The organism is Hominisplanchenecus sp. (assembly GCF_046967715.1).
GTDB classification, from domain to species: domain Bacteria; phylum Bacillota; class Clostridia; order Lachnospirales; family Lachnospiraceae; genus Hominisplanchenecus; species Hominisplanchenecus faecis.
Window position 1 is genome coordinate 43,199 of sequence record NZ_JBKVNQ010000003.1, and the last position, 17,271, is coordinate 60,469.

General features: G+C 43.0%; 15 protein-coding genes. 5 read left to right on the forward strand and 10 right to left on the reverse strand.

Going from position 1 to position 17,271, the window contains the following annotated elements; all coding sequences use genetic code 11:
- Window position 1: 1 nt before the first annotated feature.
- The 3 genes from fabK to ACLTL4_RS00870 all read right to left on the reverse strand — a co-directional run bounded on the left by fabK (window position 2) and on the right by ACLTL4_RS00870 (window position 4,406).
- Window positions 2–928 (reverse strand): enoyl-[acyl-carrier-protein] reductase FabK, encoded by a 927-nt coding sequence (gene fabK, locus ACLTL4_RS00860; RefSeq protein WP_173897488.1) that lies wholly within the window; start codon window positions 926–928, stop codon window positions 2–4.
- A gap of 67 nt (window positions 929–995) precedes the next feature.
- On the reverse strand, window positions 996–1,229 hold the full coding sequence (acpP, locus tag ACLTL4_RS00865; protein WP_022118600.1) for an acyl carrier protein: 234 nt from the start codon (window positions 1,227–1,229) through the stop codon (window positions 996–998).
- A 246-nt stretch (window positions 1,230–1,475) separates the two neighbouring features.
- Complete coding sequence (locus ACLTL4_RS00870; protein ID WP_412291229.1) at window positions 1,476–4,406, reverse strand: Ig-like domain-containing protein; 2,931 nt, start codon at window positions 4,404–4,406, stop codon at window positions 1,476–1,478.
- 251 nt (window positions 4,407–4,657) lie between these two features.
- On the opposite strand from ACLTL4_RS00870, the gene bilR reads away from it, so the two are divergent.
- Window positions 4,658–5,767, forward strand: a complete 1,110-nt coding sequence (bilR, locus tag ACLTL4_RS00875; protein WP_147631607.1) for a bilirubin reductase — start codon at window positions 4,658–4,660, stop codon at window positions 5,765–5,767.
- A gap of 107 nt (window positions 5,768–5,874) precedes the next feature.
- Here the strand turns inward: bilR and ACLTL4_RS00880 are convergent, their stop codons facing one another.
- A complete protein-coding gene (locus ACLTL4_RS00880; RefSeq protein ID WP_250840897.1) occupies window positions 5,875–6,762 on the reverse strand; it encodes a peptidoglycan recognition family protein in 888 nt (295 codons plus the stop codon).
- A 326-nt stretch (window positions 6,763–7,088) separates the two neighbouring features.
- Here ACLTL4_RS00880 and ACLTL4_RS00885 point away from each other — a divergent pair, with 326 nt between their 5' ends.
- Complete coding sequence (locus ACLTL4_RS00885) at window positions 7,089–7,979, forward strand: Uma2 family endonuclease (protein WP_330589857.1); 891 nt, start codon at window positions 7,089–7,091, stop codon at window positions 7,977–7,979.
- A 101-nt stretch (window positions 7,980–8,080) separates the two neighbouring features.
- Here the strand turns inward: ACLTL4_RS00885 and ACLTL4_RS00890 are convergent, their stop codons facing one another.
- From ACLTL4_RS00890 to ACLTL4_RS00900, 3 genes are read right to left on the reverse strand one after another with little or no spacing between them, the layout of a single operon-like run.
- Complete coding sequence (locus ACLTL4_RS00890) at window positions 8,081–8,722, reverse strand: manganese catalase family protein (RefSeq protein WP_022118196.1); 642 nt, start codon at window positions 8,720–8,722, stop codon at window positions 8,081–8,083.
- A gap of 1 nt (window position 8,723) precedes the next feature.
- Entirely contained in the window at window positions 8,724–9,113 is a 390-nt protein-coding gene (locus ACLTL4_RS00895) for a spore coat protein CotJB (RefSeq protein ID WP_330589858.1), read from the reverse strand.
- A complete protein-coding gene (locus ACLTL4_RS00900; protein ID WP_147631673.1) occupies window positions 9,110–9,232 on the reverse strand; it encodes a spore coat associated protein CotJA in 123 nt (40 codons plus the stop codon). Before ACLTL4_RS00900 ends, ACLTL4_RS00895 begins: the two co-directional genes overlap by 4 nt.
- A gap of 768 nt (window positions 9,233–10,000) precedes the next feature.
- Here ACLTL4_RS00900 and ACLTL4_RS00905 point away from each other — a divergent pair.
- The 3 genes from ACLTL4_RS00905 to ACLTL4_RS00915 are packed head-to-tail and all read left to right on the forward strand — an operon-like array spanning window position 10,001 to window position 13,072.
- Entirely contained in the window at window positions 10,001–11,179 is a 1,179-nt protein-coding gene (locus tag ACLTL4_RS00905) for an FtsW/RodA/SpoVE family cell cycle protein (RefSeq protein WP_173897484.1), read from the forward strand.
- Between the two features lie 31 nt (window positions 11,180–11,210).
- Window positions 11,211–12,056 (forward strand): PHP domain-containing protein, encoded by an 846-nt coding sequence (locus tag ACLTL4_RS00910; RefSeq protein WP_173866028.1) that lies wholly within the window; start codon window positions 11,211–11,213, stop codon window positions 12,054–12,056.
- 11 nt (window positions 12,057–12,067) lie between these two features.
- Window positions 12,068–13,072, forward strand: coding sequence for a Cof-type HAD-IIB family hydrolase (locus tag ACLTL4_RS00915; RefSeq protein ID WP_173895807.1), 1,005 nt, complete (start codon window positions 12,068–12,070; stop codon window positions 13,070–13,072).
- Window positions 13,073–13,145: 73 nt separating this feature from the next.
- Here ACLTL4_RS00915 and pepF read toward each other — a convergent pair whose 3' ends face one another.
- The 3 genes from pepF to ACLTL4_RS00930 all read right to left on the reverse strand — a co-directional run bounded on the left by pepF (window position 13,146) and on the right by ACLTL4_RS00930 (window position 17,208).
- Window positions 13,146–14,936 carry an oligoendopeptidase F gene (gene pepF / locus ACLTL4_RS00920; RefSeq protein WP_173897483.1) on the reverse strand — a complete coding sequence of 597 codons (1,791 nt, stop codon included), beginning with the start codon at window positions 14,934–14,936 and terminating at the stop codon, window positions 13,146–13,148.
- A gap of 1 nt (window position 14,937) precedes the next feature.
- Window positions 14,938–16,410, reverse strand: a complete 1,473-nt coding sequence (locus ACLTL4_RS00925; RefSeq protein ID WP_173897482.1) for a methyltransferase domain-containing protein — start codon at window positions 16,408–16,410, stop codon at window positions 14,938–14,940.
- A gap of 75 nt (window positions 16,411–16,485) precedes the next feature.
- A complete protein-coding gene (locus ACLTL4_RS00930; RefSeq protein WP_173897481.1) occupies window positions 16,486–17,208 on the reverse strand; it encodes an N-acetylmuramoyl-L-alanine amidase family protein in 723 nt (240 codons plus the stop codon).
- Window positions 17,209–17,271 lie beyond the last annotated feature (63 nt).

Here is a 17,271-nt window from a genome sequence, read left to right on the forward strand (position 1 = left end):
TCTATGCCTCTTTCAGAAGTTTTTTTGCCTGATCCATGATCTCTTCGATCATCTCACTGCAAGTCTGTTCCTGTTTCACCAGACCTGCACTCTGACCTGCCATAACGGTTCCTCTTGTCACATCTCCCTCCACAACTGCCTTACGCAGTGTGCCGAGCGTCATCAGCTCCAGTTCTTCAAACGAAGCCCCTTCTTTTTCCAGTTTCAGATATTCTCTGGTCATCTGATTTCTCAAACAGCGGACAGGATGTCCGGTGCTCATGCCGGTAACTTCCGAATCGATATCTCTTGCTTTCAGCACACGTTCTTTATAAGCTTCGTGAACAATGGATTCTTTTGAAACGATAAAACGTGTCCCCATCTGAACGGCATCTGCTCCAAGCATCCTTGCTGCTGCAAATCCTCTGCCATCGGCGATGCCTCCGGCTGCGATAACTGGAATGTTTACCGCATCCACAATCTGCGGAACCAGTGTCATCGTCGTCTGAGCACCGATGTGTCCGCCGGATTCCATTCCTTCTGCAACCAGTGCATCGGCTCCGATGCGTTCCATTCTTCTTGCAAGTGCCACGGAAGCTACCACCGGAATGACGAGAATACCCGCCTCTTTCCAGATCTTCATATATTTTTCCGGACTTCCGGCACCGGTCGTAACCGCTTTTACGCCTTCTTCTGCAACTGCCTGTGCCACTTCATCCGCATGCTGACTCAGCAGCATGACATTGACACCAAACGGTTTGTCCGTCAGTTCTTTTGCCTTGCGGATCTCATCACGCACCCATTCGGCTGGTGCATTTGCAGCTCCGATAATACCAAACCCTCCGGCATTTGACACCGCTGCCGCAAGATTATGTTCTGCCACCCATGCCATACCGCCCTGAATGATCGGATATTTTATTCCAAGAAGTTCTGTCACTTCTGATTTCATGTTATACTCCTCCATCTGTTGTTACGGATTCCAAAACAGGCTTTTATGCTTTTCCTGCTATTTACGCTTACGCTTCTACGCCCTTCTGTTTCAGGTAATCCACAACACTTTCAACCGTCGTCAGCTGTTCCAGTTCTTCGGATGGGATTTCCACACCGTAAGTATCTTCCAGGGACATCACAAGTTCAAACAAATCCAGGGAATCTGCACCCAGATCCTCTTTAAAAGAACTTTCCATTTTGATCTCCTCTGCCGGGCAATTTAACTGTTCTGCGATTAATTCTTTCATTTTTTCAAACATTTTGATTTCTCCTTTATTTTTCATGGTTTTATTTGCATCGTGCCAGGGACTTGCATACAAAGCATCCTTCTTGCCCACAAGATAAGATTATTTCCCTGACATCTTGTATTTTATTATGCATCTCAAATATTTTGACTTTCAAAGTATAATGCAAGAAAAATCATTTGTCAAGAAAAATATTTTGATAATCAAAGTTTTGTTTCAACTGGCAAAGATTCTTTCTCTATATGTGGTAAGCAACTGTTCTTATTTTGTAATTTTTACGCTTGCTTTCTGGCCTTTTTTCTTCAGCAGTCGCTTATAAGCTGTTAACTTTGTTTTCGGAACTTTAATCGTGCATTTTTTATGGATACCTTTCAATGCATTTTTTCCGACGCTCTTCAACAATTTTGATTTTATCGTGATCGCTTTCAGATTTTTCGCCCCGCTAAATGCACCGGCACCAATCTTGGTTACTTTATTTCCAATCGTAACTTTCTTCAGCTTTCTGTTATTTTTAAATGCATTCTTGTCAATTGCGGTTACTTTATAACGTCCATCCGCCAGTTTTACACTTGCAGGCACGTTAAAAAATGTATTTTTATCATTCAGCGGTTTTACAAATGTGACTGTTTTCCTGGTTCCGGTGATGCGGTAAATGCCTTTTCCTGACTTTTGTTCACTGCCAACCGTCATTGTGGAACCCGTTGTCGATTCCTGGTTATCCGGAACAGACGGTTTCGGTGCCGGTGTTGGATCTGGTTTTGGATCTTTTGGAATTTCTACCGTAACGCTGCAGATTGCCGTCTTATTTCCGTCTACCGTTGTAACCGTTACAACAGCTGTTCCGTCTGCTTTTGCGGTAACTTTCCCTTCTTCATCCACGGTTGCCACCTCTTCCCTGTCACTCGAAAAGTTTACCTGCTTATTCGTTGCATTCTTCGGTGCTACCGTTGCTGTAAGCTGTACGGTCTGTCCCCTTTCTGTCAGTTTTACTTCGGATAGATCCAGCGTGACATCCTTAACTGCAATCGCAGACTCACCGATCACATCTGCCAGTTTAAATTTTGCCTGTTTGATGTAGCACAGGTCTGTCTTGACATTATAACCGCTGCCGTCACTACCCTGCCAGCTCTGTGAAAATTCTTTGTCCCAGTGTCCGTAAGAATCCATAACAAAAGTTCCATCCGGTAAAACGACCATTCCGGTATATCCGGTATCCCCGGAGTAACGGTTATTTGCCCAGTCCTCACAGAGCAGGATATGGCACTGACCGTCATTCTGTTCCATCAGATCTTCATAAGTTCCTACCCATGCAACCCAGTCACCTGCCATCCAGTCATTCCCACCGTCAAACTGATTGTTTTTATTGAGGTCATACTGGATTTCACGGAATGTGATCACCAGTTTGCCGCTGATCGGATCACACAGTGCTTTGTGGCGTTCTCCGGCAAGGGATCCCGGAAGATCCATCGGCTCAGACCAGGTTTCTCCTTCATCATCTGAATAGATCAATGTGGACGGATTGTTATGGGACTGGCTTCTTGCCAGCCCGACAATGCGTTTTCCGTCCGGTGAACGGAACATTCCGATCTCGCACATTTGATACTTGCTCTCTGTTGTACGATATTCATTCAGATAAGGTTCCGGATCGGACCACTGTTCATTTCCGCTCTCGTCAAAGGTCAGATAGGTTTTGTAGTTGACATAGTTTACATCATGGTAAACGCCCATCCATTTCTGGATATTGTTTCCGTTTTTATCTTTTAACTGTATAAGGCTTGCCATCGCAACGATGGTATAGTTTGTGGTTCCGTCTTTTTTCTTTTCATGCCAGTTTTTATATTCGCTCCATGTCTTTCCGCCATCGTCAGAATAGGAAGTATTCCATCCGCCAATGTGACCGTTCGCATCCGTCTCACCATTTCCCCAGTTTGGCAGACCTGTGATCAGCATCAGCCTTGTCGTTCCATTGTCCAGATGCAGTTTATAAATCGTCGGTGTCTCCAGCGATTTTGTCCAGGAGGACGGGATATCGGTCTTTTCCGTCCAGGTTTCTCCGGCATCCTCACTTACCTTCATAACCAGTTTACCATGTCCGTGTCCGACCGGATAAACTGTGATCAGCGTACGGTTGTCATCCAGCATGACCATATCCGGCTGACCAAGGTAACGTCTTCCTTGTGCATTGGTTTCATCTTTATCAATATCAGAAAGTTTGGAGTCATCCAGCTTATAAACCGGAACTGTATTATGGATCGTGATTTCTTTGATAACACTGATCTCTACGGTTTCTTCATAACCGGATGCTGCATTTTTCACAAAGATCTGCGTCGTACCGCGTTTCTTTGCCTGTACGGTTCCATCTTCGCTTACGGCTGCGATCTCCGGATTTGAGGAGGTATAAGTGATCGTTTTATCTTCCTGATCACTGATCAGATTTGTCACGATCTGCCAATTTTCACCGACTTTCAGTTCTTTTTTGGTTTCGGAAATATTCAGTCCTTTGCCCATCATACCCGCCAGAATCTCATTTTCCGTGAGTACGCGGTTATAAATTTTCAGTTCGTCAATCTTACCTTCAAATCCGCTGCCGCCGAAAAGATCAGCCGGGCAAGGGAAATTATTTGTTTTTGTCCAGGTATTTGTCTGAACAAACGTTCCGTTTACATAGAGAGACAGACCGTTTGTCTTATCCTGTGTCCATGTCATATGTACCCATGTTTCTGCCGGAAGTGTATACTGAAATGTCAGGACATCACCGCTTCTGGTTCCTACATGTACACCGGATTTCAGATTGGAGGAACTGATCGCAGCATCGAAAGAATATTTTCCATCGCTGCTCATCAGAACAGAACTTCTCTCTGAAAGAGCCTTACTGTATACCCAGTAGCTGACCGTCCACGCATCGTTTGTAACAGAAGCATTCGAAACGGAAGCTCCTGTTGTATTTTTCTCAACTTCAAGTGCACTGCCGGATTTTCCGGTACTGATCTTTCCACCGGAAATCACTGCATTTCTGCTGCCCCATTCATCTGCGATCAGACCGCCGCTTATGTTATCAAAAGAATAATAAAATATCTTATCTGCATCTGTTACTTTACTGTCTGTGTCTCTCGCTTCCGCCCGCAGTACCTGTGACATAAACGGACAGATCAGCAAGATTGCCAAAATGAACCCGAATATCGACTTTTTCATTCATTTCCTCCTTTTTTCTTTTTCAAAACGATCTCTGTTTTTATAATATAATCCGATACGCACATCCTTTCCTGGTGATTTTGTATAATAGTTTTTGTTTATGATAACTGTTTTTTGGTAAAATGTAAATATATTTTTTCTTTCTTCTGTCTGTATTTTGCATATTGTTGTGCGAACAAATTTCGTGATATTTTACTCTTGACAAAAATACAGCCGTGAACTATACTCTCCAGTCAAAAGAGGTGAAAAAAATGTATCAGGCAATCAACAATCCTGTCAATTATGGTGGTTTAGAGCTGAAAAACCGCATCATCTTCGCACCTACCACATTCGGTCTGTCTGACGAAGAATATTTTGAAAAAATTCGAAAAATCGCCGCCGGTGGCTGTGCCATGATCATTGTCGGTGATGTACCCGTAGGAAAAAGTACTTTTGAAAAATCTCTCTTTGATAAAAAAGGCTTTGCCTATTATCAGAAGCTTGCCCGGATCGTTCATCAGGAAAACTGCCGTATCTGTGCTCAGCTTCATCAATCCGACTCCAATATGCTCGCCATGCTGAAATACGTCCCTGGCGTTCTGTCCAAAAAAATCACAATGCAGCAACTACGTACACTTTTAAATAATGAAGTTTCTCCTTATATCACAAAAATGTCCCAGCACAAAATACATAAAATCATACAGGGATTTGGAGAAGCTGCTGTACTGGCAGTAAAAGCCGATTTTGATATGGTTCAGGTTCACGGAGACCGTATGTGCGGCAGTTTCAGCTCCGTCATCTTTAATCATCGCACGGATGAATACGGCGGCAATGCCAGGAATCGTGCACGTTTTGCCACAGAAGCCGTTCAGGCCATACGCAAACGTTTGCCGGATCTTCCGATCGATTATAAACTGGCTGTCCGTCAGGAAAATCCGCACTATGGAAATGCCGGTGTGCTTGAATCTGAGCTTGGAATCTTTATTCCTTTGCTGGAAGACGCCGGTGTAACCAGTTTTCATGTCACTCTTGCAAATCATTCCAGTCTGGAAGATACCATTCCGCCGGCAAATCATCCATATTTTAAAGAACAGGGATGCTTCCTGAAATTTTGCGATGAAGTCCGGAACTATACAGATAAGCCAATCACCGGTGTTGGCGGTCTGAACCAGCCTGATTTTATAGAAGAACAGCTTGCAAACGGCCGTATCACCTGTGCCGCCATGAGCCGTCAGCTGCTTGCTGACCCTGAATGGCCAGATAAAGTAAAAAATAGACAGATCACAGAAATTCATCGCTGTGTTCGCTGCAATAAAAAATGTCTCGGAAGCTTACAGCAGCATCAGGGCACACATTGTATCTACGAGAAAAATTTAAGTTAACAAAAAATTTCACAGCAGCAAGTCTGTGGCAATTATGGGGGTGTCAAAAAGGGCGGCCCCTCTATTTATGATATCAGTTCTTCACCAAATCTCTGAACATGTGTGATTTATACTCTCTCCACTTTCTTAAGGTAAATCCATCCTGCCCCGCTTTTCAGCTTTCCAAATCCATTTTTTTCTTCGGTAATCTCAAAAACTCCTTTTGAAATCTGTTTCACACGGCGATAAGTTTTTGCCGGTCCGCTTCTGACCGGAATGGTTCCGGTTTTAACCTGCACTTTATATGGTAATTTCAAAGAGACATAAACTTTCTTTCCGGAAGTATTGTATACACGATACCCGGCATATTGATCCGCACACTGTTTCGCCTGTTTCAATGTCTTAAATGCTCCAACCTGACTGCCGGCATTTTTCCAGGTTTTGCGGACACGATACCAGACTTCCGGCACCTGCTTTTTCGTTTCATGATCCGCATTTTTTGCCGAAATTGCCTTTTTGAAAGTGTCCCAGGTGCTTTTTCCTTCATTATATACATACGGATTCGGACAGATTTTCCCTGTCACATCATAATGGCGTATCACATGATCTGCCGGAATGTGATATTTTTCCATCAGATACCGGACCAGCTCAATAGTTGACTGCACCGTCTTATTTTCGAAATACCAGTCCCTGTCCGTTGCTCCAAGTGTTTGTGTTCCCCTTTTTCGCACGCACATTTCAATCCCGATACTGTTGGCATTTCTGCATTCCGGATGTTTATAGCTACTCGCCCCGCAATGCCAGGCAATGTTCTGATCTTCCACACACTGCCAGATTTCACCGTCAAACCCGACAAAATAATGTGCCGATGATCCGCGGTCCCTGCCTCCGTAATAGATGCAGTTCTCTTTTGCTCCGCCCAGTGCACCAACGTAGTGAATGACGATATATTTGATTCTGGAACTGTTCCCGGGTGTATAGTTATATTTTGAAATCATACGATTAATTTTGTTCATATTACACATACAATTTCTTTTTCTTTATTGTATGCAGCTTTTTTGTAAAAGCTTATCCGGATGATTTATTTCTTCTAAAAATACTAACCGGCAATTTTCAATTGCTATACATATCATGCATATAAATCAATACTTTTTATTTGTGTTGATTATTTTATATTGATTCATCTTCATACTTATATTATACTAAATTCAAACCATATATTTTTATTTTCAAGCAAAAAAATTCCACGATTTCATTATTTGAAAACGAAGTCGCTTCATAGAAACAGAAAACGAAATCTTTTAAGTGCATAAGTTACCTATTTTGAAAGGAGTTGTTTATTATGATGTATCCGTTTATGACATTAAATGATGATACAGAAATTACACATTCTGAAATGAAGATCGACGGAACAGTAAAAGTATATATTGAAACACCAAATGACACCGGCGGGTTCCATCATGCTACTTGCTGGCTTCCAGAATACAAATGGCAAGATATAAAAGGATACAGTAATTTAGAAATTGCTTATTTCAAAAATTATATTGCGTCCGTCTCTCATATTATTATGGAATTATCTCGCACAGGAGGTTTTAATGCACTATACGAAAAAGCATCTCCAGATTTAGAATCTCTAAAAAATTATCAAATTGATAATCCGAAATATCCGACTCGTATCGCTCAAACCGAATTGTCAAAAGAGCATTCTTATACTACACAAGACATCGATGCACTTCCGGAAGGCAAACGTGCGGAGCTAATCAATGGTCAAATTTATAATATGGTATCACCAAATTATATACATCAACATCTTGTTATGGAATTATCCGGAACGATTCACGAATACATTCGAAACAATCATAATGATTCTCAGGTACTTCCGGCACCTCTTGCCGTACGACTCAACGCTGATGATAAAACTTATGTCGAACCTGATATCTCTGTTCTGTGTGACTCGAAGAAAATATCCGAAAGAGGTATTGAAGGTGCACCGGATTTTATTATTGAAATTGTGTCTCCTGCTACACAAAAACGTGACTATGGCATCAAGCTTTTTAAATATCGTAATGCCGGTGTTCGCGAATACTGGATCGTGAACCCATCAAAAGAGATTGTAAATGTTTTCTGCTTCGAAAATGAAGAGGAAAATAACAACCTTTACTCTTTTGAAGAGGATATTCCTGTAGGGATTTATCCAGACTTCTCAATCAATATTCATGAATTGCTGAAATAGTTCCGGTAATTCTATCACATTAGCAAGTAATTCATCTGTAATGTAAGAGTCCGATGTTGCAGGGCTGCCGCTTTCACGACAGCCCTTTTCTGTTTTTCATATTAATTGCTTTCTATGCATCCACCAGAAGAAACAGGACAGCTGACTGGTTTATCAAAACTCGGATTGTATGCATAAAAATTCTTAGAATCCAGTTCATCCTGTAAAATGCGAAGTGCTTCACCGAATCGCTGAAAATGCACGATTTCTCTCGCCCTTAAAAAACGGATCGGATCTGCGACATCCGGATCTTTTACCATTCTCAGAATGTTATCGTAAGTGCTGCGTGCTTTTTGCTCAGCAGCCATATCCTCATACAAATCGGTGATCGCATCCCCTTTTGACTGAAATTCACATGCATTAAATGGAATACCACCGGCAGCCTGCGGCCAGATTCCTACGGTATGATCCACATAATACGGTGCCAGACCGGATTTTTCAATTTCTTCTACTGAAAGACCACGCGTAAGCTGATGAACGATTGTTGATACTATTTCCAGATGTGCCAGTTCTTCCGTGCCGATGTCATTTAAAACACCCATAATTTTTCGATTCGGCATGGAAAAACGCTGGGACAGATAACGCAGCGATGCACCAATCTCGCCATCCGGTCCGCCGTACTGACTCATGATGATCTGGGCGATTCTTCCATCCGGGTTTTTGATATTAACCGGATATTGCAGTCTTTTTTCATAATTCCACATATCAGCAGCCGCCTCCTTCCCATGGCCAAGGTGTTTCTACCCATAAAAAACTCTCGCTCGCTTCATCGTCTGCGGTATCAATGGTAAGCGGACCATAATACTTTGCATATTCTTTCAGTGCGGCAACTCGACGGTTTTTGTGTTCCATGAAATAAGAAAGAGCTGCTTCGTCACACGGATGTGTGTCCAGATAAAGGAGCATATCGTTGACTGCAAAACTGCATTCATTGATTTCATTCAGCAAACTCTTTTTGTCCGGCTGTTGTCTTCTTTTGCATTCCATATTTTTGTCTGTCTGCATTTCCATTCGAGGTCGATTATTCATCGGTTGTCTGTTATTTGCATTTCGCATACAGGAATTATTGGTTCTGTAATGATTGCAGCCATTCATCGACATCTGCCTCCTTTTCCGCAAAATGTTTTTTCAAGGCATGGAAATATGGTGCCTACTTTTAAAGCATGACATAAAGAAAACGATTTATCAAATTTCTGCCACGGAACGTATGCCATAGCAATCGGATACTGTTCCAGGCAAGATTCTTTTTCTGATCTCTGACAGCAAGAATTTTGATACTGCAACTGTGTTTCCTCCTATTAAATAATCAGTTCAATATAAGTTTATGAAAAATGATGCAAATAGTTCCTTGCAGTTTTTACCTGTTCCGTTCGGGGTGTTTCAAACGCTGAAAAGCAGTGCAGGATGGGTATATTTGAAAAAACGGAGAGGGTATAATGAAAATACAGGTAGAAATACTTAAAAGAGTGTGATAGTATAGATGCGTTACCGCCTCCAATACTGGTAACAGGAAGGAGGTGAATCATTTGGATTTTCTTACTTCTCTTATTGTCACTGTTGTGGGTGGTGTAATTTGCCATTGCATCATCAAATGGTTGGATAGTGATAAATAGTCGGTAACCAGCCTATGGATTTGTTCTGCCATTAAAAAGAGAATAGAAAACCCCAGAGTTGCCGCTCTGGGGTTTTCGTTTGTAGTCGAATCATTTGGACTACCTACTTCTCTTTGCCTAATGGCATTATAGCATATGCATTCTTCATTTTCAATATGCTTTTTGATTATAGGTTATTGCAGTACGGCGGACCAGATAGCGAAATCGGTGCATCGCCACGTTATCTATTGCTGTCACGGCAGCCCCTTAATATCAGATTACTATATGCTAAGTGAAATTTTTTCCTGAAATGGTGCTCGATATGGGTTCCTTTTGACTTTAAAATATGTTATGATACATAGTAATCCTAATAGAAAGGCAGGATTTTATATGGCACAGACAAACACAAAAACCGTCAGGAGGAAACGTAAGGTAAGACTTCTGACAAGAAACGGTCAGTATTATGATTACAATCTTCTGGCCTGTGTAGTCCTTCTCACCTGTTTTGGGCTTATCATGCTTTACAGTACAAGTGCTTATGATGCCCAGGTTGAGTATGGAAGTGATACATATTTTCTTTTCCGGCAGGCATTGTTCAGCGTTGGTGGATTGGTAGCGATTTTTGTTTTTTCCATGATCGATTACCATTTTTACGCCAGATATGCCGGCTATTTTTACCTTTTCAGCAATCTTTTGCTTTTGGTTACCAAATTCATCGGTCACGAGGTAAACGGTGCAAAACGATGGATCAAAATTGGTCCGATCCAGTTTCAGTCAGCAGAACCTGCCAAACTGGCGATCATTCTGTTCCTTTCTGTACTGATCGTGCAGTTCGGCAAAAAGTTAAAAGGCTTTAAGGCACCTTTTGTTCTTTTTGCTTTTGGTGCACTTACGTTCCTTCTGACCTGGAAATTTACCGAAAACTTAAGTACCGCCATCATCATCCTCGGCATTACCTGTGCACTGATTTTTGTTGCACATCCAAAGACTGCACCGTTTGTTCTAACAGCCGGCATTGGTCTTCCTGTCGGTATCGTAGGCGTGCGTGGATATGTTTCTTCGCTTGGTGCAAGTGGAAACTTCCGTTTCAACCGTGTCCTTGCATGGATCGATCCGGAAAAATATTCCGATGGCGGCGGCTATCAGGTACTTCAGGGATTATACGCTATCGGCTCCGGCGGTCTGTTCGGCAAGGGTCTTGGCAACAGTACTCAGAAAATCCAGTCTATCCCGGAAGCTCAGAATGATATGATCTTTTCAATCATCTGCGAAGAACTTGGACTCTTTGGTGCTGTTCTTCTGACCATCCTGTTTGTTTTTCTGCTGTACCGACTGATGTTTATCGCACAGAATGCACCGGATCTGCTCGGTTCTCTGATCGTTACCGGTATTTTTGCACATATCGCTTTGCAGGTCATTCTGAATATTGCCGTTGTATTGAACGTGATTCCTACAACCGGTGTTACGCTCCCATTTATCAGTTACGGCGGTACTTCGATTCTCTTCCTGATGACGGAAATGGGAATCGCCCTGAATGTCTCGCGGCAGATCCGGATAAAAGACAACTGATGATTATTTCTGCAAAGGGAGGTTCTTAATTATGATCGATCTTCATGTTCATTCTACCTTTTCAGACGGAACACTGACACCAACGCAGCTGGTAGAACATGCCATGGAAAATCATCTTACGGCTTTCGCTCTGACCGATCACGACACCGTAGATGGTCTCGGTGAGGCGTTTCAGGCTGCCGAGGACAAACCAATAAAAGTCATTTCCGGCATTGAGTTTTCTACTGAATACAATGGTCAGGATATCCATATCGTCGGTCTCGATTTTGACTGGCACGATACTTCTTTCTGCCAGGAACTGGATCATTTCCGCAATGCCCGTTTTGAACGGAATCGTAAAATGGCTGAAAAGCTTGCCGACTGTGGATTTCCGATCACTATCGAGGCTTTGCAGGAAATGTTTGGTGATGCCGTTCTGACAAGAGCACATTTCGCACGTTTTTTATATGAAAAGGGCTGTATTCCATCTATGAATGATGCTTTTTTTCATTATATTGGAAATGACGGACCTTGTTTTGTCCCACGTGAAAAGGTAACCCCGGCAATGGCCGTGCACCTGATCCATAAACTGGATGGAATTGCCGTCCTTGCACATCCAATGCAGTACCACCTTTCTGATTCTCAGTTAAAGGAACTGATCCGTACCCTGAAGCCAGAAGGCCTCAACGGGATCGAAGCCATGTATTCACGTCACTCGGTTTCTCAGGAAAACCGTGTACGCCGGCTCGCCCAGGTTATGGGACTTGCCGTTTCCGGTGGTTCTGATTTTCACGGCAGCAATATACCGGGGATTGATCTGGGTGTGGGACGCGGCAATCTTCGCATACCGGACACGACTTTTGAGAACCTCAGAAAACATCGTGACAGACAATACTAAAAGGAGTTTTTATGATGAAATTCAGAGAACGTTTTATGATGGGAGAAGTCCCATTTGATGATATCTTTTCTTTAACAGACAAATGGAACTTCAGTGATGAAGCATGTACTTTGCGTGAATATCTCGGCCTTACTGCCAAAGAAGAAGATGTGTGGATCAGCGACAGTGACGATGCCCTGGAAGAATTAATGGAAAAAGAAAAAAATACCAAGGCAGTTTTCCTGGATCTGGACGGAACGCTCTTTACCGACGAAAAGACTTTTTCTGCCGGCAACTGTCAGGCGATCGAAGAGGCTCTTGCAGCCGGACACCATATCGTGATCTCCACCGGCCGCCCTCTTGCCAGTGCGATCATGCAGGCAAAAGAACTTGGTTTTACGAAAAAGGGCTGTTTTGTGATTTCTTTTAACGGCGGTGAAATCTACGATATGTACCGCAAAAAGAGTATTTTCAAAAAACCGCTTGCAATGCCGCTCGTTCGCCGCATTTTTGACGAAGCCCTTCAGTGCGGTCTTCACTGCCAGACCTATTCCGACAGTGAGATCGTTACAGAGCACGATACCGAAGAGGTAAAACGCTACTCTTCCATCGTCAAGATTCCATACAAAGTCGTTCCGGATGTGACCGCTTTTCTGAAATCAGAACCGGTCAAAGTGCTGGTTGTAAATTATGAAAACAAGGAGCATCTCCGTGATTATCTCGAAAAGACCGCTGACTTTGCAGACGGCAAGATCAACCGTTTCTTCTCCAGCAATGAATACCTGGAGCACGTCGCTCCCGGTATTGACAAGGGCTCTGCCGTTCGTTTTCTCTGTGAATACACCGGAATCCCACTGTGTAATACCATTGCTGCCGGAGATGCCGAAAATGATATTTCCATGATCCGGGCCGCCCATATCGGCTGTGCTATGAGAAATGCCGAAGAAGAAGTGAAGCAGGCTGCTGACTATATCACAGAAAATGACAACAACCACGACGGCGTTGCCGAGATCATCCATAAATTTGTATTAAAATAAGATATCCGGATAAGTACCTCTGCAATCCGCCGCTTAAAAAGGAGATGTGCCTTTCACTGCACATCTCCCATTTTTATACGAGTTTTTCCAGTTCTGTAAGATATTGTTCAAACACCTTCAATGCCTCTTCTACCGGTTCTTTCTTTTCCATATCAACACCACAGAGTTTCAGCAGGTCGATCGGATCCATAGAACAGCCACCGCTTAAAAAGGCTTTATATTTCTCAACAATCCCTTCTTCCTTTGCAAGGATCTTGGTGCTGATCGCAATGGCCGCTGAAAATCCGGTCGCATATTGATAAACATAAAACGGTGTGTAAAAATGTGGAATCCTTGCCCACTCATAGCGGATCAGATCATCCGAAACCATTGCTTCTCCATAGTATTTCTGATTTAATGCATAGTAAGCATCGCACAACACATCCGCTGTCAGTGTTTCGCCCTGTTCCACTTTCTGATGCATTTCCTGCTCAAAATGTGCAAACATGGTCTGACGATACAGAGTTGTGCGAAACTGCTCCAGGAAATAATTGATCAGATATGCCTTTTCTTTTTTATCTTCGGTCTTTTCCATCAGATCATGGATCAGCAGTGCCTCGTTACAGGTAGATGCCACTTCTGCAACAAATATGCGATATCCGGCATTCAGATAATTCTGGGCATGATCGGAATACCAGGAATGCAGAGCGTGCCCCATTTCATGGGCCAGCGTAAATACATGGTTTAAATTTCCCTGATAGTTCAGAAGGACATACGGATGCGTTCCATAAGCTCCCCAGGAATAGGCTCCTGAACGCTTTCCCTCATTTTCATAAATATCGATCCAACGCTCATGAAATCCTTTCTCAAGCAGGCCTGTGTATTCGCTTCCAAGAACGGAAAGTGCATTCAGCACCATATGTTTTGCCTCTTCGAAAGAATATTTTTTCTCGGTCTTTTCAATCATCGGAACATAGACATCATACATATGAAGCTGTTCTACGCCCAGCAGCCTTTTTCTCAGTTCCAGATAACGCTGCATCGGCTGCTGATGTTCTTCTACGGTGCGAATCAAATTAGTATAAACACTGATTGGAATATTTCCGCCATCCAGTGCTGCTTCCAGAGAAGAACTGTATTTGCGTTCTTTTGCAAAAAAAGCTGCCTGACGCACATTTGCATCAAAAACGGCCGCAATCGTATTTGCAAACCCTTTGTAGCCGCTATACAGGTTTGTAAACGCTTCTTTTCGGATCTCTCTGTTTTTATTTTCCAGATAATGTACATAGCGTTCCTGCGTCAGCGGCTGCTCATTTCCATTTTCATCTTTTACCGGCTGAAAGGTAATATCTGCATTATTAAACATACCGTAAATATTAGAAGGGGCACGGCCAAGTTCACTTACCCTTGCCAGAAGTTCTTCTTTCTCTTCACTGAGACTGTGCTCTTTTGTTCGCAGGATTTCTTCCAAAAATCGTCGATATTCCGAGAAAGGCTCATCCGCCAGATACTCCGTTAATTTTTCATCCGGAATCTTCAAAATCTCCGGCTCCAGAAAGGCGGACACTTCATTGACCTGATTCATCAGCACCTGTACCTGCCCGGAACATTTCTGGCTTTCGCCATTTGCCATATCCTGATGCAGAAGCTGATTTGCATATACATATGCTTTTTCGAATCTCTGATTCAGTTCACTGTAAAAATTCAGTGCCTTTTTCAGATTTTCTGCACCTTCCACAAGCGTTCCTTTGCAGGAATACAGCTTCTGTGCCAGTTTTCGGATTTTTTCAAGATCTTCACTCCATGCTGCCTGATCCTGATATAAATCTTCCAGTGCCCAGGTAAATTCTTTTGAAATTTCTTCTCGTTTTTTTACATGTTCCATTTTACGCCTCCTGCAGTTTTGCGACCACTACTTTACTGTTCTGCCGTTCATTCAGCACTGCCGTCTTCAGTATCGTAAGATTATTCTGTCTGCGGCACATTTCTTCAAGTAGTGTTCCCTGACGATTATACAGCACAAGAACAGCTCCTCTCTTTAAAAGCGTTTCTGCTTTTTTAAAAAATGTCCTATAGAATGCTTCATCTGCGGAAGCCGGCATATCTGTAATCAGTTCATCAAACAGATAGTCATGTTCAAAGGTAAAGAAGTCTCTGGCAATATAATGGATCGGCATTTTCGTCACCGCAGTATTGTCTCTTGCTTTCTGAATCCCTTCCGCATAGATATCAACACCATACAACGGATCGGCAGAACGAAAATACTTGCGTTCGATCAGCATGGTTCCGACACCGCAGAACGGATCGAGTACCTGTGCATTTTCTTTCAGATGGTCTCCGGCGATCTGCATGATCAGTGCTGCATTCACCGGGGCAATGGAAGCGGCAATGCTCTCTTTTCGGTAAGCAAAACGTTCATCTTCCATCGTATACAGCCTCAGGAACGGCAGATAACCACCTTTTTTGCTCTCGACAATGCGGATTTCAATTTCATAATCCGAAATGGAATTGATCAGCATCCGTTCGCTTTTTTCTTCCAGCAAAGATGCCGTTTTTTTCACAAATTCGCTTTTTTTGCGTTCATCCAGAGAACCTTTGTACTCGATGCGAAACAGAAACGCTCCTTTTTCCTCATGCAGACTTTGAAGCAGTTCCATGACCTCGGTGTTCCATACCGTCTGTGCCGCCGCCTCCGCCGTATACTCCCGTTCCACTTTTCCGTGAAGCGGAAATAGGAGCTCCTGCCAGGTTCGTATTTTCGCGATTTCCTGCAGATCTGCCCCCTGAATGCGAACGCCTCCGGCAAGCATGGAGACTTCACCGGTCTGGATCTGTCTGGCTGTGATCTGGCGGTTATTCCGATTGCACAAAAGGATCACATCTTCCGTCTTTCCCCCACAGAATGTATGATGTTTTGGCTTTTCATATTTTAAGATCATGCGGGAAAGAACGGCTGCTTCTTTCTGGAGATGTTTTTTCCCCTCGTCTGCCGCATAGAGCAGTTCTTCCTGCAATGTTTTCTGTCTTTTCTTTAATTTGGGAAGCATCTGTGAAAAATTCAGTTTTTCCATCGCTTTTAAATAAGACTCTCGGACAAAGAGCTGTTTTTCTTTCTCATAGGCTTCGTAGAGCCACGGAAGAACATCTTCGGATTCCAATTCTCCGAGGATCAGTGCTGCATTTTTCCGTATCTTGGCGTCTTTATCCTTTAATAGAGCTGCCAGTTTTCGAAAATCGCCTGCCAGCATATAAGCAAATGCACTTTTTTCTTTCTTATCTGCTATCAGCTGCTTTAAACAGATCAGATTTGCCCGGACATCTTCTCCCCTGCAAATACTTTCATATATATCTTTAACCATACCTTTCCTTTCTATACCTGTCTTCTCTTCCTGTTCTTATAATGGCTGCATATTTCTACTGTTCAGATTTTTGGATTAATTTCCATTTTCTTCAATATACTTTGCCACATCTTCTTTAAATGCATTCCATGCATCTTCATGCTCCACAAAATACTTTGGACAGTCTTTTCCGGTAACATCATAATGGCGGATCACATTGTCCATCGTCAGATTAAACTTTCCGCACAGAAATGCAACCAGCTCCACAAGAGACTGATACGTCACCTCCTGGAACGCTCCTGACTCATCCGGATGACAACATTCAATGGACACTGTATCGTTGTTGCGGTTGTTAGATGCATAGGCGATCTCATTTGTCGGAATGCACTGAATGATCTCTCCGTCCAGTCCGATGATAAAATTGCTGCTGACCTGATTTTCTCCGGTGTCCTTGAGGCTTTCAAAATAATCCCGATTATTCTGTGCGGTACTTCCTGGATTAGCCGTATAATGAACCACCACACCACGCACTCCATCGGTTGCAATCCCTGGTCTGGAGTATTCGTTGACAGTCAGAAGCTGCACATCAAGCTCCGGCTGTGGAACCTGTTTTACAGGATCTCCGATATCATACTGCTCCCATGCATCCATCCCTGCCTTCTGGTATGTCATTTTTTTCGTACCGGTGTTCCTGTGAAAGAAAAAGACAAAAAACAGTACCAGAACAACTGCTGTCAAAATCGCCGATACGGTGATTCTTTTTTGAATTTGCCTTTTCCTCTCTTCCATTTTTCTTCGGCTTCTGTCGTTCTCCCACATATCTGCCTCCAATGTAAAATGCGATAATTGCAGTCTGCTTTCACTCTCGCCGGCGTGCAAAAA